General features: G+C 75.6%; 8 protein-coding genes. 1 reads left to right on the top strand and 7 read right to left on the bottom strand.

The features are described from left to right. Positions 1-28 precede the first annotated feature (28 nt). The gene (locus tag AB0J02_RS35665; RefSeq protein WP_363197999.1) at positions 29-1990 is read left to right on the top strand and encodes a BTAD domain-containing putative transcriptional regulator; all 1962 of its coding nucleotides are present in this window, start codon (positions 29-31) and stop codon (positions 1988-1990) included. 39 nt (positions 1991-2029) lie between these two features. Here the strand turns inward: AB0J02_RS35665 and AB0J02_RS35660 are convergent, their stop codons facing one another. Genes AB0J02_RS35660 through AB0J02_RS35630 form a run of 7 tightly spaced genes read right to left on the bottom strand, consistent with a single transcriptional unit; the run spans position 2030 to position 20206 of the window. Next, complete coding sequence (locus tag AB0J02_RS35660; protein ID WP_363197998.1) at positions 2030-3286, bottom strand: MFS transporter; 1257 nt, start codon at positions 3284-3286, stop codon at positions 2030-2032. After that, positions 3283-9987 carry an amino acid adenylation domain-containing protein gene (locus tag AB0J02_RS35655; RefSeq protein WP_363197997.1) on the bottom strand — a complete coding sequence of 2235 codons (6705 nt, stop codon included), beginning with the start codon at positions 9985-9987 and terminating at the stop codon, positions 3283-3285. Before AB0J02_RS35655 ends, AB0J02_RS35660 begins: the two co-directional genes overlap by 4 nt. An 11-nt stretch (positions 9988-9998) precedes the next feature. Then, positions 9999-10712: a hypothetical protein gene (locus AB0J02_RS35650; protein ID WP_363197996.1), complete on the bottom strand. Its 714-nt coding sequence runs from the start codon at positions 10710-10712 to the stop codon at positions 9999-10001. Beyond that, complete coding sequence (locus AB0J02_RS35645) at positions 10709-13390, bottom strand: beta-ketoacyl synthase N-terminal-like domain-containing protein (RefSeq protein ID WP_363197995.1); 2682 nt, start codon at positions 13388-13390, stop codon at positions 10709-10711. The genes AB0J02_RS35650 and AB0J02_RS35645 overlap by 4 nt, the downstream gene beginning before the upstream one ends. Then, positions 13387-17796 (bottom strand): MupA/Atu3671 family FMN-dependent luciferase-like monooxygenase, encoded by a 4410-nt coding sequence (locus AB0J02_RS35640; RefSeq protein ID WP_363197994.1) that lies wholly within the window; start codon positions 17794-17796, stop codon positions 13387-13389. Before AB0J02_RS35640 ends, AB0J02_RS35645 begins: the two co-directional genes overlap by 4 nt. Beyond that, positions 17793-18566 carry a TylF/MycF/NovP-related O-methyltransferase gene (locus AB0J02_RS35635; RefSeq protein WP_363197993.1) on the bottom strand — a complete coding sequence of 258 codons (774 nt, stop codon included), beginning with the start codon at positions 18564-18566 and terminating at the stop codon, positions 17793-17795. The genes AB0J02_RS35640 and AB0J02_RS35635 overlap by 4 nt, the downstream gene beginning before the upstream one ends. Further along, positions 18563-20206 (bottom strand): non-ribosomal peptide synthetase, encoded by a 1644-nt coding sequence (locus AB0J02_RS35630; protein ID WP_363197992.1) that lies wholly within the window; start codon positions 20204-20206, stop codon positions 18563-18565. The genes AB0J02_RS35635 and AB0J02_RS35630 overlap by 4 nt, the downstream gene beginning before the upstream one ends. Positions 20207-20249: the final 43 nt, after the last annotated feature.

Raw genomic sequence — 20249 nt, 5'->3', positions numbered from 1 at the left:
GCGGACGCAGCAGAAGCCGGAGACTTGGATGGCCCAGCGCGAACTCCCGAAGCCGGATCCCGAGACCGCGCGGGGCCCGGTGTTCAAGGTGCTCGGTCCCCTGGAGGTGTGGGACGGGGAGCGCCGGATCAACCCGGGCGGTGTCAGACAGCGCCACGTCCTGGCCACCCTCCTGACCCACGCCGACAAGGTGGTCCCCGTGACCCGCCTGATCCGCGCGGTCTGGGACGAGGACGCGCCGAGCACGGCGGGCAACCAGGTCCGCAAGATGATCTGGAACCTGCGCCGCAGGCTGCCCGACACCGTGCGCATCCTGACCGAACCCCCCGGCTACCGGCTCGTGCTGAGCGAGGGTCAGCTCGACTCCCGTGCCTTCGAGATCCTGCTGCGCCGGGCCGCAGCCGCGGTCGCGGAGGAGCGCACCGAGGCCGCCGTCGAACACCTCGCCGCGGCGCTGAGGCTCTGGCGCGGCCGTGCCCTGAGCGGTCTGAGCGGTTCCGTCGTCGCCTCCGGGGGCCGGGACCTCGACGAACGGCGCCTGGTCGCCACGGAGCGGCTGATCGACCTGCGGCTGCTGCGGGGGGAGGCCCGCGCCCTGGTCCCCGACCTGTACTCCCTGGTCGCCGCGCACCCGCTGCACGAAGGACTGCGGGAGAGGCTCATGCTCGCCCTCTACCGGATGGGCCGGCGCGCGGACGCGTTGCAGGTGATGGCGCAGGGTCGCGCGGAACTGGTCGAGCTCGGCATCGAACCGGGGACCGGCCTGTGCCGCCTCCAAGAGCGCATCCTGAACGACGATCCCGCCCTCACCCTGCCCGAACCGGAACCCGGGCCGGAGCCCGAACCCGAGCACACGCCCCCGCCCGGCCCCGCGGCCCACGGATCCGCCGCCGGCGAAGGCCACGGCAGCCTGCCCTACGACCTCGCGGACTTCACCGGACGCCGGGCCGAACTCGATGTCCTCCTCGGCCTCGGCGCCGCCGTCACCGACCACGCCCCCACCATCGTCACCCTCACGGGCATGCCCGGTGTCGGCAAGACCGCGCTCGCCGTGCACGCCGCGCACCGGCTGGCCGCCGCCTTCCCCGACGGCTGCCTCCACCTCGACCTCCAGGGCCTCGCCCCGTACGGCGGCCCACCCACCCTCGCCGAGGCCCTGCGGCACCTCCTGCTCACCCTCGGCACGCCCACCGCGCAGATCCCCGACGACCTCGACGGACGCCTGGTCGCCTGGCGGCGGGCCGTCGCGGGGCGACGGGTGCTGATGATCCTGGACGGCGTGGTGGACGCCGCGGCCGTACGGCCGCTGCTGCCCGGCACCGGCGGCTGCCTGGTCCTGGTGACCAGCCGGACGGTCATCGGCCACCTCGACGGCGCCGTGCCCATCCAGCTGGGCCCGCTGACGGAGGAGGAGGGCATCGACCTCCTCGGCCGCGTGATCGGCGCCCACCGGATCGACGACGCCGCCGCGGCCCGAGACCTGGCCACCGTGTGCGGGCGGCTGCCACTGGCGCTGCGCATCATCGGCACCCGGCTCAACAGCCGCCCCGCCCGCAGCCTCGCCCACGCGGCCCGGCAGATGCGCCGCCACGACCTGCGGCTGCGGGAACTCACCCTCGCCGACCGCAGCGTGGCCGTCGGCATCGGGCAGTGCTACCGGCGGCTCAGCCCGGCCCAGCAGCGCATGCTTCTCGCCCTGGGCGCAGCGCCGGCCGACCGGCTCGACGAAGGAACCGCCGCACGGCTGGCGGGGGTCAGCGAAGCGGAGGCGCAGGACGCGCTCGAAGGACTCGTCGACGCCTGTCTGCTGCAACCCCTCCCGGAACCCAGCGGCTACGCCCTGCCGGAACTGGTCCGCAGCTTCGTCGTCCAGGAGGCCGCAGAACCCGGCCCGGCCCCCGTCCCCCTCCCGATCCTGCTCACCGCCCGGCCCCGCCCGACGGACTCCGTCGCGCTCGCGGCCCGCGACCGAAGTCTCAGCACCGGCTGAGCCGGCCCCACGCACCGGGCGCGCCACGCGCCGACGCCCTCACCAGCCCGCGGTCTCCCGCGTGCGCACGGTCCCGCCGCGCGACAGCGCCGTGCGCAGGGGGAGCAGGAACGCGCAGGCGCACGTCATTCCCACCGCCCCCACGGCAAGGGCCGTCTGCGGGGCCGTCCGGTGCGCCAGCCAGCCGCCCGCCAGAGCCCCCGAGGACGCCACGCCCAGGACGAGCGTGCGGATCGAGGCGTTGACCCTGCCGTACAGGGCCGGAGGGGTCAGCACGGCGCGCACGGCGCGCTGAGTGACGTTGAAAACGATGACCAGCGCGCTCGTGACGAAGTGAGAGCCCGCGATCACGGCCGCCGCCGCGGGGCCTGGCAGGTGGACCGCGGCCGGTACCGCGAGTCCCGCCGCGCCGGCCAGGGCCAGAGACCAGCACAGGGCGGCCCGCGTACCGAAGCGGCGGGCCACACCGCCCGCCACCAGCGCCCCGGCCCCGGCACCGGCCCCGGAGGCGGCGAACACCGCCCCGGTCCACGACGGAGGCAGGGCGAGGGTCCGGGTGAGGAACAGCAGCAAAGGGGGCTCGCTCACGAACAGGAACAGGTTGAAGACCGTGGTGGCGGCGGTCACCGCGCGCAGCGTGCGACTGCCGAGGACGTACGCCGCCCCGGCCCGCATCTGTCGCCACACGTCCGTTTCCGCCGCCTCCGGCGCGCGCGGGCGGTCCTCCCGGGGCAGCCGCCAGGTGAACACGGCGGACAGCGCATACGCGCCCGCGTTCCCCAGCAGCGCCCACGGACCGGTGAGCAGCTGCACGGCCGCACCCCCCGCCGAACTCCCCAGGATCGTCGCCCCCGACCCCGACAGTTCGAACCGCGCGTTCGCGCGGACCAGGTCCCCGGGCGCGACCAGGGTGGGCAGCAAGGCGCTGTACCCGACGTCCGACACCGCCCCCTGGGCGCCGATCAGCAGGGCGACCACGACGAGCAGGGACGGCGACAGGACGTGGCACACCGCGGCGACGGGCACCGCCAACAGCAGTGCCGCACGCGTGAGATCGGCACACACGAGCAGCAGACGACGGGAGTGGCGGTCCACCCACACCCCGGCGAACGGACTGACCACCAGGTGCGGCAGTGTGCCCGCCGCGCTCAGCAGCCCCAGCCGCACTCCGTCCGCGTGCAGGGTCACGGCGGCGACCAGCGGCAGCGCCACCACGGAGACGTTCGCCCCGAACTGGGAGACGGCCTGGGCCGCCCACAGGTCCCGGAAGGCCGGGCCGAGCGCGGGGCGTCTCATGACCGGCGCATCTCTTCACCGAGGTCCGCGAGCACCCGTGGATGGCGCACCAGGCCGGTGTGGTCGGTGTCGACCTCCCGCAGGTCGAACCCGCCCGCCACCCGGGCCCGCCAGCGCCGCACGTCCGCTTCCGCCACGTCCCGGCTGCGGTGGAAGACGACGCTGCCCTCGTAGCGCGGCGGCCGGTAGCGGCTCAGGGCCCGCAGGTGTGCCCGGAAGACGGCGGGGTCGGCGTCCGGTGCCTCCCGCCGGCGCCGGGAGCGCACCTCGTCGTCCGACGGCGGGGCCGTCCCGGGGTAAGCGCTGTCGAGGACGGACAGCAGCGCCACCTCCTCACCCCGGGACCGCAGCAGCACCGCCAGTTCGAAGGCGACCACGCCGCCGAAGGACCAGCCGCCCAGCCGGTACGGGCCGCGCGGGCGGACCCGCAGGATCTCCGCCAGATGGACGCGCGCCACCTCCTCCACGGAGTCCAGCGGGCGCGAGATGGCGAGCGCGTGGACCGGGACGCCCGACACCGCGAGGTCGCGGTAGCACAGTACGGTCCCGGCGACCGGATGCACCATGAACAGCGGATCCCGGCGCTCCGTCCGGCCGTCCAGCAGGGCCGCCTGGAGCGCCGGGGTGGCGTGGTTCAGCACCGCCCCGACCGGCAGCCGCTCGCCGAACTCCTCGTGCAGCATCCCGATCAGTCGCAGGGCCGCCAGCGAGTGCCCGCCCACCGTCAGGAAGTCGTCGTGCGCCCCGACCGGCGCGCGGCCCAGGGCCCGCTCCCAGACGGCGGCGACCCGTGCCTCTGTGAGGGTCCGCGGCGCCGTCCACGACGGATCCGCCCCGGGCCGGGGCAGCGCGGCGTGGTCGATCTTGCCGTGCCGGGTCAGGGGCAGCCGGTCCAGCGGGACGACCACCGAGGGGACCTGGTGCGCGGGCAGCAGCGTCCGGGCGAACCGGATCAGTTCGCCGGGCGCGGGCAGCCCTTCGGCGGCGCCCGTACCTCCGACCACATGGGCGATGAGGCGGTCCCCGTCCGCGGTGACCGCGCACTGCCGCACGCCGGGGTGCCGGGCCAGCGCGGCCTCCGTCTCGGCCGGCTCCACCCGGAAGCCGCGTATCTTGACCTGGCGGTCGGCGCGGCCGGTGAACTCCAGCTCACCGCCGGGCAGCCGCCGCACCAGGTCCCCGGTGCGGTAGACCCGGCGCAAGCCGCCGCCGGGCAGCCGGATCGTCGGAAAGCCGCGCGCGGTCGCCGCGGCGTCCCGGTGGTAGCCGAGCGCCAGCGCCGCCCCCGCGATGTGCAGTTCACCCGGCACGCCGAGCGGCACCTCCCGGCCGTGCCGGTCCAGCACATGCAGGTCGACGCCGTCGACGGGACGGCCGATGGGCACGGAGTCCCCGCCGGCGCCGGGAACACAGCGCCACCAGGTGACCTCCACCGCGGCCTCGGTGGGCCCGTACAGATTGAACAGCGCGGTCTCCGCCAGCGTGGCCGTGAACCGGTCCTGGAGCGCCCGCGGGAGCACCTCGCCGGTGCACAGTACGCGGGTGAGGCCGGTACGCGCCGCGTCCGGGTCGTCGAGGAACGCCTCCAGCGCTGACGGTACGAAGACCGCGGCGGTGACCTGCTCGGACCGCAGCAGCCGCGCCAGCGCGCCCGGCGTCCGGGGCGCCTCCGGCCCGGCCACGACCACCGTGCCGCCCGAGGTCAGCGGCCAGAACAGCTCCATGACCGCGACATCGAACGTGCAGGCCGTCTGGTGCAGCACCCGCTCCCCGGGTGCCAGCGCGAAGGCGTCCCGCATCCAGCGCAGCAGGTTGCACACGGCGCGGTGCGGCACGACGACCCCCTTGGGATCACCGGTCGAGCCGGAGGTGTGGATCAGGTAGGCGGCGTCCTCCGCGGCCACCGGTGGCAGCGCCACCGGGGCGCTGCCACCGGCCTCCTGCGCCTCCAGGGCCCGCACATCCTGCTCCGTCAGCGTCAGGTGCGTGCGCGCCCGCCCGGTGAGCGCGTCCCGCCGCAACGGGGGGTCGTCCGGGTCCAACGGCACGTGCGCGGCACCGGACTTGAGCACCGCGAGGAACGCGACGGCCTGGAGGGCGGAGCGCCGGAGCACCAGGCCGACGAACCGGCCCGGCCGACAGCCCCGGCGCACCAGCGCGGCGGCGAGCCGGTCCGAACGGGCGTCGAGCTGGCGGTAGGTGAGCGTGCGCCCCGCCTCCCGCACGGCGACGAGGTCCGGTGTGCGCCGGGCCTGCTCGGTGAAGAGCCGGTGCAGCAGGGCGGTGCCGGGCCCGGCGGCAAGCGCCGCCTGCCGTGGGCGGCCCGCGGCGCGCTCCGCCTCCGACAGCAGGACCACCTCGCCGTACGGAGCGTCAGGGCGCGCGGTCATGGCCTCCAGCGCCGCGCCGTAGTAACGGTGGACGAGCGCCACCCGTTCCTCGGTGAAACGGTCCGCGTCCCACCGCAGTCCCAGGCGCAGCGCGCCGTCGGCTCCGTCCAGGGAGAACTCCGCGCCGAACGGGATGTCCGCGTCGGCCACCCCCTCCTCGGCCACGATCCGCGGCCCGTCCGGCGGGAGGGACCGCTCGACGTGGAAGTGCGTGAAGTTGAAGAACGTCGTGAAGAGGACGGCCCGGCCGGTCACCCGCATGATCTCCGCCAACGGGAAGCGGACGTGCCGCTGGACCTCCAGGTCGGCCCCGGCGGTGGCCCGGACGAGCTCGGCCCAGCTGCCGTCGGGCAGGCGCAGCCGCAGCGGCAGGGTGTTCAGGAACAGCCCGGTCACCCGGTCGCCGTCGGGTTCCGGCACCCGGCCGGGGCAGACCGCGCCGCTGACGACGTCATCGGTCCCCGACAGCAGGCCCACGACGCGCAGATGGGCCGCGAGGAGCACCGTGCGCACCGGGACCCCGAGCGCGCGCGCCAGCCGGGTCACCCGCTCCGCCAGGCCCTCGGCCAACGGCCGTTCCAGATAGCGCATCGTGGTCCCCCCGCCGGCGGAGCGCCGTCCGGGCAGTTCCGTCAGCGACATGCCGGCCAGCTTCCGGCGCCAGAACGCGCGGGGTGCCGGGTCCGCGAGCGCCGCCCGTTCCAGCGCCACGTAGGAGCGGAACCTGGCGACGGGCGGCGCTCCGACACCGGTACGCGCGTACCGGGCGAGCAGCTCCACCAGCAGGGAGCGTTCGCTCCAGCCGTCCATGACGGCGTGGTGCTCGGTGACGAAGAGCCGGGTCAGGTCGTCGGTGAGCCGCTGGAGGTGGTAGCGGACCAGGGGTGGCCGCGCCGTGTCGAACGCCTTGGATCGTTCGGCCGCGAACCGTGCGGCCCCGCGCGCCTCCCGGTCGGGCAGCCCCCGCAGGTCCTCCACCGTCAGGGGCACCGGAACCCGGGCGTGCACGAGCTGCACGGGTTCGCTGAACCCGGTCAGCGCGAACGAGGTGCGCAGCAGTTCATGGCTTTCCGTCAGGCCCGAGACGGCCTCGCGCCAGCGGCGCGCGTCGAACGGCCCGCGCAGGGTGTACGCCTTGACGTTGTGGTAGAGCCCCGACCGCTCGCTGTGGAAGAACATGCCCGCCTGGAGGCGGGTCAGCGGGTAGGCGTCCGTGACGCCGGGGCCGATCCCGGCCCGGTCCCCGGGCGACAGCAGCGCGAACGGCTCGTGCGCGTGCGCCCCGGACGGCGGCGCGGGCACGGCGGCCAGCGCCAGCGCGCGCACGCTCTGGTGCCGCAGCAGGTCGGACACGTCGAGGTGCAGGCCCTGCGCACGGGCCAGGGCCACGATCCGGATGCTGCGCAGGGAGTCCCCGCCGAGCGCGAAGTAGTTGTCGTCCACGTCCACCGCCGGCCGCTCCAGCACCTGTTGCCAGATCGCCGCGAGGGCCGCCTCCACCGCGGCCGCGGGGCGTGCGCGCGGCGCCGGGGCCCGATCGACCGGGTCCGGCAGCGCCGCCCGGTCCACCTTGCCGTTCACCGTCAGCGGCAGCCGGTCCAGGACCACCAGGTGGGCCGGGACCAGGTGGTCGGGCAGCCGGGCGCGCAGCGCGCGCCGCAGCGTGTCGGGGTGCATCCCGGCGTCGGCCGCGGCGTATCCGGTGAGTACACCGTCGCGGTGCACCACACACGCCTCCTGGACCCCGTCCAGCGCCGCGAGCGCGGCCCGCACCTCTCCCGGCTCCACCCGGAACCCCCGGATCTTGACCTGGTCGTCGATCCGGCCGTGGTACTCAAGGCCCCCGTCGGGCAGCGTCCGCACCAGGTCGCCGGTGCGGTACCTGCGGCTCCCGGCGCGCTCCACGAACCGCTCGGCGGTGGGCCCCGGCAGGCCGAGGTAGCCGTCGGCGAGACCGGCTCCCTCCAGCCACAGTTCCCCCACCACGCCCGGCGGCACCGGACGCTCGCGGTGGTCCAGGACGTGGGCGCGCAGATCCGCCAGGGGGACCCCGACGGGGCTGCCGGGGCGGGTGGTGTCGGCGGCGGTCATCCGGCGGCAGGTGGCGTGCACGGTGGCCTCGGTGATGCCGTACATGTTCATGACCCGCGGGCTGTCCTCGCCGTGCCGGGCGAACCAGCCGGCCAGGATGCCGGGGTCCAGCGCCTCCCCGCCGAGGACCACCCTGCGCACCGCCAGCCCCGGTGGTGCCTGCGTGTCGTACCGGATGAACTGCGCGAACACGGACGGGGTGAGGCTGAGCACGGTGATCTGTTCACGCCGCACCAGGGCGTGCAGCAGTGCGGGGGAGCGGGTGGTGTCCGCGTCCACCACGACGAGCCGTCCGCCGTGCAACAGGGCGCCCCACAGCTCCCACACCGAGTAGTCGAAGGCATGGCTGTGGAACAGCGACCAGACGTCGTCCGCGCCGAAGCCGAACCACCGGTCCGTGGCGGAGAACAGTCGCACGATGTTGCGGTGGGCCACCAGGGCGCCCTTGGGGGTGCCGGTGGAGCCGGAGGTGTGGATGACGTAGGCGAGGTCGTCCGGGGTCACGCCGGTCTCGGGCGCCGTGTCCGGGTGCCGCGCGAGCGACGGGTCGGCGACATCGACGCACCGCCCGGCGAACCCGGCCGGCCCGCCGTCGGTGACGGTGACGCCGAGCCGGGCGTCGGCCGCCAACCGCCGCAGCCGCGACGGGGGATGGGCCGGGTCGAGCGGGAGATAGGCGCCGCCCGCCTTCAGCACGCCCAGCAGGGCGACGATCAGGAAGGACGACCGGGACACGTGCACGCCGACCAGCGTGCCCCGGCCCACCCCGTGTTCGCGCAGCCGGTGCGCGAGCCGGTTGGCCCGCCGCTCCAACTCCCCGTAGGTCAGCGACCGGTCCTGCGCGACGACCGCGACCGCGTCGGGACGGCGGGCCGCCAGTTCGGCGAACACCTCGTGGGCGCACCGCCCCACCACCGGCACCTCCAGAGCGGACGGCGGCGACGAGGGCACCACGTCCACCTGGGACAGGAGGACGTCGGGGCGCGCAGCCACCTCGCGCAACAGGTGGCCGTAGTGCTCGGCGAACCGCCGTGCCATCGCCGCGTCCATGGCGTCCGCGCGGTGCTCCAGCGTGCAGCGCGCCCCCTCCCCGTCCTCCATGACGTCCAGGAGCAGCGGGAACTTCGCCTCGGCGACCGGCACGTCCTCTTCCTCGACGCGCAGGCCGGGCCGTGGGGTGCGGGGCGGCTCGGCGCGGCGCAGCGTGAACGCGGCTCGCACGAGCGGCGCACCGTCTTCGCGGCGCTGCGGCCGAACGGCGGCCACGACCTCGTCGAACGGCAGTCGCTGGTGGTCCAGCGCGCGGAACAGCTCGTCGCGCACCACACCGCACAGGGCCCGGAAGGAGCGGTCCGGGCGCAGGTCCGCGCGGAGCGCGACCGTATTGGCCAGCAGCCCCACGGTCCGGTCGAAGCGCGCCTCGGTGCGGCCCGCGACCACCGTGCCCACCACCACGTCATCGGTCCCGGCGTACCGGCTGAGGAGGACCATGTACGCGGACAGCAGCACCCCGAACAGGGTGGTGTCACCGCCGGCGGCGACGGCGCGCAGGCGCCGGACCACGTCGGAGGGGAGGGCGAGGACGACGCTGCCGTCCCGGCTGTCCCGGGTCAGGGGCGGCGGGAGGACGAGCGGTGCCGGTCCGTCGCCCAGCCGCTCGCGCCAGTAGGCCCGTTCGGACGCGGCGTCCGTGCTCGCGAGAAACGCCTCCTGCGCGGAGGTGAACGCCCGGTAGGGCGGCGCGGCCGGCCCCTCGCGTGCGAAGAGTTCCTCCAGCAGCACGCCCACCGACCAGCCGTCGCTCACGATGTGGTGCATGCACAGCAGCAGCCGCCACCGCTCGGGGCCCAGGCGCAGCAGCCGCACCCGGAACAGCGGTCCGCTCGCCAGATCGAAGGGGCGGTCGCGCTCGACGTCCGTCCACCGGGCCGCCGCGTCGTCCGGGAGCACTTCCCGTGCGGTGCCCGGAGGTTCGTCGTAGCGCCAGTCGACTTCCGCGCGGGCGTCCACGATCTGTGTCAGCCGTCCGTCCCGCAGGGCGAACCGGGTCCGCAGCGCTTCGTGGCGGTCCACCAGCCGCTGGGCCGCGCGGGCGAGTTCCGCCGGCCGCACATCGCCGTGGAGTGTGCGGGCCACGGGCAGGTGGTGGACGGCCGAGGTGCCGGACGCGGCATCGACGTAGTACATCCTTTGCTGGGCGCTGGACGCCGGAAATTCCACGGTGCTCTCCGCTAGTGGTCGGGGCCGGTGCGGACGCCGTGCGCGGCCAGGAAGGCCACGACGGCGTCGGCGGTACGGGGGTCACGCAGCAGATCAACCCGCTCGCACCCGATGCGCAGGCCGTCGCCGGGGGTGCGCGCCGACAGGATCCGCAGCGTCGGGCCCACCGACGCGGGCGGCGGGGCGTGATGGGCGGCCAGCAGATGGGCGAGCCAGCGCAGGGCCGCGTCGACCAACGGCTCCGCGAGGTCCTGGACGTCCTCGGCGCCGGCGCCGTCGGCGCGCAGGGCCCCGTCGACGTGCGCGGCGAGCCGGTGCCGCGCGTGCGCGAGGAAGGCGCCGGGCTCGCCGACGCACGCGGCCAGGTGCCGGGCCTCCCGGTGGTCCGGCACCACACCGAGCTGGGCGACGGTGTCGCGGTAGGCGGTCAGGACCATCGCCGCGGTCACCGGTTCGGCGTCGAAGAGGACGAGCGGCACCGCGCGGTCCGTCCGGCCGGCGAGGACGGCGGCCAGGGGCGCGGACGCGCAGGGGGCCAGCACCGCGGCGGGCCTGTCGGGGGGCAGAGCAGCGCACAGCCCCTCCAGGTACGGGCCGGGCGACGCGGGCGGGGGAGGCGCGGGCAGGAGCTGGTGGAGAGCGGGCAGCCGGAGGGCGGACAGGGGGGCTTCGGCGCGCTGGGCGGGGTGGTCGAGGGCCAGCAGGACGGGGGGCGCGGGGGTCACCAGGGGAACCTCTGCCGGGTGAAGGGGAATCCGGGAAGGGGGGCCCGCGGGCCGGGGCCGTTGAGCGCGGCGAAGTCGAGAGCGGCGCCGCGCCGGTGCAGGGCGGCGAGTCCGGCCGCGCCCCAGAGGTACCAGGCGCTGTCCGGCAGCACCCGGCGGCCGAAGTCCCGCAGCACGGGAGTCGGCGCGATCTCCACGAAGTCCCGGGTGCCGGTGGCGCCCAACGCGCGCAGAGCGGGGTCGAACAGCACCGGGTACCGGACCTGGCGGACCAGGCAGTCCGGGTCGGGAGTGGTTCCGGCCGGAAGCAGTTCGCCGTCCGCCGCCGAGGCCCACGGCACCCGCAGGGGGCGCCAGTCGAGGTCACGTGCGCAGCCGGCGAGCCGGTCCATGACCGGCTCCATCAGGTGGGAGTGGTAGGCGGTCGTCATCGGCAGGGCGCGGAACGGCACCGCGCGGGCGTCGAGCCAGGACTCCGCGCGGTCCATCACCGCGTCGGGTCCCGAGAGAGTGTGCGAGGTGGGCGCGTTGTGGGCGGCGAGGTCCGCCCCGGTCCCGGCGGCCGCGTCCAGCGCCACCTCCAGGGGCGCGCTGATCGCCAGCATGCGTCCCGGCCGGGTGGACCGGGTCAACTCCTCGCGGATCAGTGTGAAGCGGACCGCGTCGGCCGGCGTCAGGGCGCCCGCCGCGCACAGCGCGGCCAGTTCGCCCAGGCTGTGCCCGACCACACAGGCGGGCTCCACCCCGGCCCGCTCCCAGCGCCGGGTGTGCGCCACCTGCCACACGAGGTGGGCGGCCTGGGGCCGGTCCAGCACCTCCGCGAACGGCTCCACCACGGCCCGGACGACCGGGTCGTCCCGGTGCGCGCCGGTGTCCCACGCGCCGGCGCCCTGGCCGCGGAACGCGAACGCCGGGGGCCCGAGCGGTGGTTCCCCGGGCCACTCCCGGGCGAGCGCGGCGTCCAGCGCGTCGGCGATCTCCGCGGCGGTGCGTCCCGCGACGGCGAGGCGGGCGGCCGGACGGGGCGGGCGGCCGTGCAGTCGCCGGGCGACGTCCCCCGCGCGAAGACCGTCGTGCCCGCGCAGCCAGTCGCGGAGCTGGGCGGCCCGGCGCCGCAGCGAGGCCTCGTCGGGTGCGGCGAGCGGCACCAGCGCCTCCCGGCCGCCATCGGGCACCGTGGCTCGCACGGGCGGTTCCTCCAGGACGACGTGGGCGTTGGTGCCGCCGAACCCGAGCGCGCTGACGCCCGCCCGGCGCGGGCCGCTCCCCGCCGGCCAAGCAGCGCGTTCGGTGACCGGGAAGAACGGGCTCCGCGACCATGCCAGTCGCGGGTCGGGCGCCGACGAGTTCACCGTGGGCACCAGTTCACCGTGGCGCAGCATGAGCACCGTCTTGATCAGCCCGGCCATCCCCGCGCACGTGTCGAGGTGCCCGACCGACGGCTTCACCGAGCCGAGCCCGGTGCGCGCGGTCCCGCCCGGCGCGGGCCCCGCCAGGGCCTCGGTGAGCGCGCGGAACTCGACCGGGTCGCCCACCGCCGTGCCGGTGCCGTGCGCCTCCAGGTAGCCGATCGTCTGCGGCTCGGCCCCGGCGCGTTCCAGGGCGTGCCGGACCGCGGCGGCGTGACCGCGCACCGACGGGGCGGTGAACCCCGCCTTGGCGTGCCCGTCGTTGGTGACCGCGGACCCCAGGATCACGGCGTGCACGGTGTCCCCGTCGGCCAGGGCCCGGGCCAGCGGCTTCAGCAGCACCACGCCGACCCCGTCCCCGCCCACCGTGCCGTCGGCGGCCACGTCGAAGGCGCGGACGACCCCGCTCGGCGACAGGATGTACTCCGGGTCCGCCGGGCCCTCGGGGACGGGTGTGCGGCGGACGGCCGCCGCGCCGGCGAGCGCGAGGTCCGCGTCCCCCGTCAGGAGTGCCTGGACCGCCATGTGCACCGCGACCAGCGAGGTGGAGCAGGCGCTCTGCACGGTCACCGCCGGCCCGGTCAGCCCAAGGTGCCAGGCGACCCGGGTGGCCAGGAAGTCCCCCTGCCCGCCGATGAGTTCGGCGACCGCCTCGAGCGGATCGGCGGCGCTGCCGTCGCGCAGGAAGTGCGGCGCCTGCGGACCGTAGAGGTTCATGCCGGTGCCCGCGAAGACCGCGACCCGGGTCTCCTCGTCCGGTTCCGGGCAGCCTCCGTCCTCCAAGGCGTGGTAGCAGCTCTCCAGCAGCAGCCGGTGCGCGGGATCGGTCCGCTCCGCCTCCCGCGGGCTCATCCCGAAGAACGCCGCATCGAAGGCGTCCGCGTCGGCCAGCGGTTCGCCGACCGAGCAGACCCCGGCCTGCAGGTTCTGCCAGAAGGCGTCGATGTCCGGGGCGCCGGGGAGCCGGGCCGCCATGCCGATGACGGCCACCCGCCGGTCCACGGTCACCGGCGGGTCCACGCGGGCCGCGGGTGGCGCGGGACGCGCCCCGTCCCCGTCGAGGTACCGGGCCAGGGCGCGCACCGTGTAGTGCTCGGTCAGCACGGCGGCGGGCACCGCCCTGCCGAACTCCCGTTCAAGACGCAGCCGCAGCCGCGCGGCGAGCAGGGAGGTCAGCCCCAGTTCGGGCAAGGGGACCTCGGCATCGACCTGCGTGCCGCCCAGCAGAGCGGCCACGGTCCGGGCGACCCGCTCCCGCGTGCCGTTCACCGGGCACCCGCGAAGTGCCGCGCCAGGGCGTGGATCGTCGGCGCCTTGAGGAACTCCGCCATGGGCACCCGTTCGCCCGTCTCGCCGCGCATCCGCTCCAGCATCCGCACGGCGTGCAGGGAGTCGCCGCCCACCTGGAAGAACGACACGTCCGCGGGAAGGCTCTGCACGCCCAGCTCCAGGCACCACAGCCGGTGCACCCGCTCCTCCTGCGAAGTGGCCGGCGGGCGGCCCACGGGCAGGGCCCCAGCTCCCGTCGTCCCGCGCAGCGCGGCCCGGTCCAGCTTGCCGTTGGCACCCACGGGAAGCCGGTCCACGGCGAACCAGGCCGCCGGGACGAGATGGTCCGGCAGCGACTCGGCGAGCCCCGCACGCAGCACGGACACCCAGTCCGCCGGCTGTTCGCGCAGCACGACATGGGCGACGAGCCGCGGTTGTGGCTCGTGTTCGGCCAGCACGGCCGCCTCCACCACCTCCGGCAGCGCGTTCAGTGCCGCCTGCGCCTCACCCGGTTCGACCCGGAACCCGCGGATCTTGACCTGGTCGTCCAGGCGGCCGAGGTGCTCCAGCGCGCCGTGGTGGGTGAAGCGGACCAGGTCGCCGGTCCGGAACCAGCGCCGGGTGCCGTCGTCCAGGAACCGGCGGGCCGTGAGGTCCGGGTCGCCCGGGTAGCCGTCGGCCACCTGCGCCCCGCCGATCAGCAGTTCCCCGGGCACCCCCGGTGGCACCGGGCGACCCTGCCGGTCCTCGACCCGCAGCAGCACCCCGGTGACGGGCCGTCCGATCGGCGGAGCGGGGCCGTCGGCCGGCGACACGAGGTGCTCGGTCACGATCACCGATGCCTCGGTCGGCCCGTACTGGTTGAACAGGCGGGTCTGCGGCTGCTCCGCCAGAAACCGGGTGAGCGGGGGCCCCATGCGCAGGGGCTCGCCCGCGCAGAAGATCTCTCGCAGGGACGGCATCGGTCCGGCGCTGCGCAGGAGGGCCGCCAGCGGGGTGGCGGGCAGGCACAGGCGCTCGACCTCGTGCCGGCGCACGATCTCTCCGACGGCCGCCGGGTCGAGACGGTCGGCCTCGTCCAGCAGGACCAGTTCCGCACCCGCGGCGAGCGTGCCGAAGACTTCCTGCACGCTCACGTCGAAGCTGGCCGAGGTCCACTGGAGCGTGCGCAGCGGCGGGTGCGTCCGTGCCTGCCAGCGCAGCAGGGCCACCGGTCCGCGGTGCGGCACCGCGACCGGCCGCGCGCCGCCCGTGGTCCCTGAAGTGAAGATCATGTACGCCGTCGCGCCCGGGTCGGCGGGCACGCCGGGCGGGGCCATCGGGAGGGCGGGGTCGGCGTGCGGATCGGTGAGGTCGAGCACGGCGCCGCTCTCCCGGACCAGCGCCTCGCGGCGCGCGGCGGGCAGAGCCGGGTCGACGGGGACGTACGCGGCCCCGCACTTGAGGACCGCCAGCAGCGCGGTGACCAGGCCGGGCCCCCGGGGCAGCCGCACCGCGACCGCGCTGCCGGGGGTGACCCCTTCGCCGATCAGCCGGTGGGCGAGCCGGTTGGCGTCGGAGTCCAGCTCGCCGTACGTGATCGTGCCGTGCGCTCCGGACAGGGCGACCGCGTCCGGCTCGGCGAGGGCCGCCCGCTCGAACAGCCCGTGCAGGGACGCCGGTCCGTCGTCCTCGTGACCCCCTCCGGGGGCGGCGCGGTCCTCCGTCGCGGCGGCCGAGCCGTCGTGGAGGGCGAGGAAACGCTCGTCCGGCGCGGTCAGCGAGGTCAGGGCGGACAGGGGCCCGGCCGAGTCGTCCAGCCCCCGGCGGAGCAGGTCCTCGATGTGGCGGAGCAGCCGGGTGAGCGTCTCCGTTTCGAACAGGCCTTCGTCGTACTCCACCGTGCAGCCGAGGCCGTCCGGGCGGCCCGTGAAGTAGAGGGCCAGGGCGAAGGGCGCCTGCGCACGCGGCACCGGGAGCGGGCGCGCGGACAGCCCTGCCCCGCCGAAGTCCCCGTCCACTTCCTCCTCGTACTCCACCAGCACGTCGAACAGGGGGTTGGTGCCCGCGGCCCGCTCCGGGTTGACCGCCGCGACGACCTCGTCCAGCGGCACGTCCCGGTGCTCCAGCGCGTCCATGACCACGCCGCGCACCCGCCGCACGAGAGCGGCGAACGACGGGTCGCCCGACACGTCCAGACGCAGGGCCAGGGTCTCCACGTACATCCCGATCCGGTCCTCGGTGCCCGGTGGCCGGTGCGAGACGGCGGTACCGAGGACGACGTCGTCGGTGTCGCCGAACCGGCCGAGCACGGCGGCGACCGCGCTCAGCAGCGTCGTGAACGCGGTGGCCCCGACCGAGCGCCCGAAGGCGCGCAGGCGCCGGGCGAGCGCGCCGTCGAAGTCGTGGGTCAGGCTCGCGCCCCGCACCGGCCGGGCAGCGTCGCGCGGCCGGTCGGCAGGCAGCCGCAGCACCGGGGCGCCCCGCAGCAGCCGCGTCCAGAACGCGAGTCCGGCCTCGCCTTCCGGACGCGGGTCCGGTGCCGGCGGTTGGGGGAGCGGAGGCAGCGCGGCGGCGCCACCGCGGTGGCAGGCGGCGAGGTCGCGCAGGAAGACCGCGGTGGACCCGGCGTCGAAGACGCTGTGGTGCGCCACCAGGTACAGGATGTGGCGTTCCGGCCCGAGCACGCCCAGCGCCACCCGCCACAGCGGGCCCGCCGACAGATCGAAGGGCGCCGTGCCGTGTGCGGCGTGCAGCTCGGCGACCGCCTCCTGGGGGGTGCGGCCGGTCAGCTCGGTGACGGGGCACTGCGGGGTGAACGGCCCTCCGACCGCCTGCCGCAACACGCCGTCCACCTCCCGGAAGGACGTGCGCAGCGCGTCGTGGCGAGCCACCACCTCAGCCAGCGCCCCGATCAGCGCGTCCCGGTCCAGTGGTCCCGTCAGCTCCACGGCCTTGGGCTCGTTGTGGACCGAGCGTCCCGGGTCCATCCGGTCCATCAGCCACATCCGGCGCTGCTGCGGCGAGGCGGGCGCGGTGACGGCGGGCGGTGCCGCCACGGCCGGTACCACTACGGCCGGTGCCCGGGCCGGCCGGCCGCCGTCCGGGGCCGGGTCGTCCTTGAGCGCCGCCAGGTGGGGGAGGCCGGCCAGCATGTCCGCGGCGGGGAGACCGAAGTCCACGAAGGCGCCGATCTCGTCCACCCCCGCCGCCACCAGCGCGTCCAGCACCGGCCGCACCTCGGCCCGGGTGCCGATCAGCGCCCGGGTCGCGCAGTAGCGGTCGTAGGCGCGCTCCAGCAGGAACTCCACGTCGTCCGCCGGGGTGTGCGCCAGGTCCACCTCGACGCCGAGACTGCGCACCGCGGTGTCGAACAGCGACAGCGAGGACCGCAGGTAGGCGCTGAAGGGGCCGTACGCCTCCTGCCGCGCCCGCGCGCCGTCCCCGCGCAGATACGTGTGGACGAGGACGGTGACCCGCCCCTCCCGCGGGTCGAGCCCGCACGCGGCACGGGTGCGCCGGTACAGCGCGATGTTGCGCGCCAGGTCCCCGACGTCCTGCTGCATCAGATTGGTCACGACGCCCACGTCCTCCCGCGCCGCCCGCTCCCAGCTCGCGGGAGTGGACAGGACGGCCACCGCGAGCGGCATCCGCTTCTGTACCGGCGCCGGGAAGAGCGTCACGTCGACGGGCTCGCCGTCGCCCCCGACCGCGGTGTGCGGTGCGCCCGCCCACAAGCGGCGTACGGTGTCGAGGCGTTCGTACATCAGCTCGCGCCGGTCCTCGTAGTTCCCGGGCGCCAGGACGAAGTCGCCCGAATGCCAACCGGAGGCCACGCACAGCCCGGCCCGCCCGCCGGAGAGGTTGTCGACCATGGCCCATTCCTCGGCGACCCGCACCGGGTGGTGCAGCGGCAGCACGACCGACCCCGCGTGCAGGCGCACGGACCGGGTGCGCGCCGCGAGCGCCGCGGCCAGCACCGCGGGGTTGGGGAACAGCCCGCCGAAGGAGTGGAAGTGCCGCTCGGGCACCCACAGCGCGTGGAAGCCGTTCGTGTCGGCGAACTCCGCCGCGGTCAACAGCGCTTCGTAGCGGGCGGGGCCGTCGCCGTGCGGGTAGTCGCCGAAGAAGTAGAGGCTGAAGTCGACGGGGCCGCGGTCCGCGCTCCGGCGGCCCTGCGGACCGGGGTCCGGCTCCGGCTCCGGCGCGAGGCGAGCGGTCATGGCCCGCACCGACAGCTCGTCCTCGAACAACGCGCGGACCGGCAGCCGGACTCCGAACCGGTCATGCAGCCTGCGCGTCAGGGCGAGCAGCGTCAGTGACTCGCCGCCCAGCGCGATCAGCGGGGCCTCCGGGTCGACGGCGTCCACCGGCAGCCCGAACACCTCGGCCACCAGGGCACGTACGGCGGGCAGCGTCGCGTTCACAGGGTGGCCCCTTCCGAGGGCGTCAGGCGCCAGAAGGCGCCCAGCCCGTCGATGTCCTCGATCTCCTCGCGCACGCCGTTGCGCTCCCGCCAGTCGTGGACGGCGTCCCGGCAGGCCGGGATGTGGTAGTCGTCGACGATGACGAAGCCGCCCGGGGACACCCTCGGGTGGAGGAGGTCCAGGGTCTGCACGGTGGAGGTGTACAGGTCGCTGTCGAGCCGCAGCACCGCGAGCCGCCCGAGCGGGGCGGACGGCAGCGTCTCGTGGAACCAGCCCGGCAGGAACACGACCTGCTCGTCCAGCAGCCCGTACCGCTCGAAGTTGCGCCGCACGGTGTCCAGGTCCACGGCGATGACGTCGTTGTGGGTGTGCGCGGCGAGCGCCCGGTCTGCCGGGTGGGTGTCCGCGTCCGGCACGGGCATGCCCTGGAAGGAGTCCGCCACCCACACCCGCCGGTCCGTCACGCCGTGCGCCCGCAGGACCGCCCGCATCAGGATGCACGCGCCGCCCCGCCAGACCCCCGTCTCGATCAGGTCGCCCGGGACGCCGTCCGCCAGGACGCGCTCCACGCAGTACTGGAGGTTGTCCAGCCGCCGCCGGCCGATCATCGTGTGCGCCTGGCTCGGCCAGTCCACGCCGAGCCTGCGGTTGAGCGGTTCGTAGTCGGCCGAGGGCGCCCAGTCGGCGGGGATCGGCGGATCCTCGTAGATCGTGTTGGACAGGACCTCCTTGATCAGGTCCAGATACAGCTCAAGCGTCGGCGTGCTCATGCGCCCCTCACCGGTTCGGTCTCGGTCAGTCGTCGGGCCAGCTCGCGCACGGTCGGCGCGGCCAGGAAACCGCTGAGGTCGACGCGGGCCGGAAAGCTGGCCCGCAGCCGGGCCAGGACCAGCGCCGCCGACAGAGACGTGCCGCCCAGCGACAGGAAGGAGTGGTCACGGCCGATGTCCTCGCGGCCCAGGACCGCCGACCACACCGACGCCACCTCCCGCTCGACACTCCCGTCCGGCGCCTCCCCCGCCGCTCCGGGCGGGGGAGGCGCCGGCAGCCGGGCGCGGTCGACCTTGCCGTGCGGGGTGAGCGGCAGCCGGTCCACGGACTGGATCCGCGCGGGCACCAGGTGCGCCGGGAGCTCCGCCGCGAGCCGGGCCCGCAGCCCCGCCGCGTCGCCGGCCACGTACGCCGCCAACTGCGTCTCCCCGGCGACCTGTTCGGCGGTCACCGCGCACTCGCGCACCCCGGGCAGCGACCCGAGGACCGACTCCACCTCCGCCGGATCGACCAGATGGCCCCGGACCTTGACCTGGTCGTCGGCGCGGCCGAGGAACCGCAGCAGACCGTCCTGGTCCCGTGCGACGAGATCGCCCGTCCGGTACGTGGGCCACTCGGCCCCCGGACCCTGGACGAAGCGGCGCGCGGTCGCCGCCGGGTCGTTGAGGTAGCCGTGGCCGACGCCGGGCCCCGTCAACCACAGCTCGCCGTCGACCACGCCGGCTCCGAAGCCCGCCACAGGCGTGCCGATCGGCGGCAGGTCAGGCCAGGCGCCGGGCGGGCCGGTCAGGGTGTGCGCGAGGGCCACGTGCGTCTCCGAGGGGCCGTAGTGGTGGTGCAGCCGACAGCGCGGCAACTCCGCGAAGAAGCGCCTGATCCCGGGCGTCACCCGCAGCGCCTCGCCCGCCACGGCGACCTCCCGCAGTGCGCTGGGGAACACGCCCGTGTACGGCACGAGCGCGGCGAGCCGGTCGAGCACGACCGGTGGCACGAACAACCGCTCCACACGCCGCCGTTCGAGCAGTTCCGCGAGCCGCACCAGGTCCCGGCGCTCGTCCTCGTCCGGTAGACACAGCACTCCTCCGCTGCACAGCGCCGTGAACACCTCCTGTACGAACACGTCGAAGCCCAGCGGGGCGAACTGGAGGGTGCGCAGCGGCTCGCGCGAGGTGCTGGCCAGCGTCCACTCGATCAGCGCGTCGACGGTCCGGTGGGGCATCCCGACCGCTTTGGGCCGGCCCGTGGAGCCCGAGGTGAACACCACGTACGCCAGTCCCTCCCGGGCCGGTCCGGTCCGCCCGGGACGCAGTCGAAGACTGGGACCGACCACCAGGCGCGCCCCGCTCTCGCGGAGGATCCGCCGGATCCGCGCCGTTGGGTAGCCCGGGTCCACGACACAGAACCCGCCGCCCGCCCGCAGGACGGCCAGGACGGCGACGAGCAGCTCCGCGGTCCGTCCCGTGGTGACGACCGCGACCTCGCCGGGCCGCAGCCCCGCGGACGTCATCCGCGCGGCCAGCAGCCCAGCCCGCTCCCACAGCGCGCCCATGCTCAGCACACCGTCCACCGTCTCGACCGCGGGATCGTCGGGGCGGGCGAGCGCCCGCTCCCCGACCAGCTCCAGCACGCGTGAACTCACCTGCGTCTCCTTCACATCAGCGTCTGGCTACCCGGGGCGGGCG

Origin of the sequence: Streptomyces sp. NPDC050264 (genome assembly GCF_040655895.1) — a bacterium.
Lineage (GTDB): Bacteria > Actinomycetota > Actinomycetes > Streptomycetales > Streptomycetaceae > Streptomyces.
This window is presented reverse-complemented; position numbering and strand designations above follow the sequence as displayed.

What these genes read in the sequence shown, in the direction of transcription:
- AB0J02_RS35660 (WP_363197998.1), bottom strand. Translation starts at nt 3,286, where the DNA reads ATGAGACGCCCCGCGCTCGGCCCGGCCTTCCGGGACCTGTGGGCGGCC.
- AB0J02_RS35665 (WP_363197999.1), top strand. Translation starts at nt 29, where the DNA reads ATGGCCCAGCGCGAACTCCCGAAGCCGGATCCCGAGACCGCGCGGGGC.
- AB0J02_RS35635 (WP_363197993.1), bottom strand. Translation starts at nt 18,566, where the DNA reads ATGAGCACGCCGACGCTTGAGCTGTATCTGGACCTGATCAAGGAGGTC.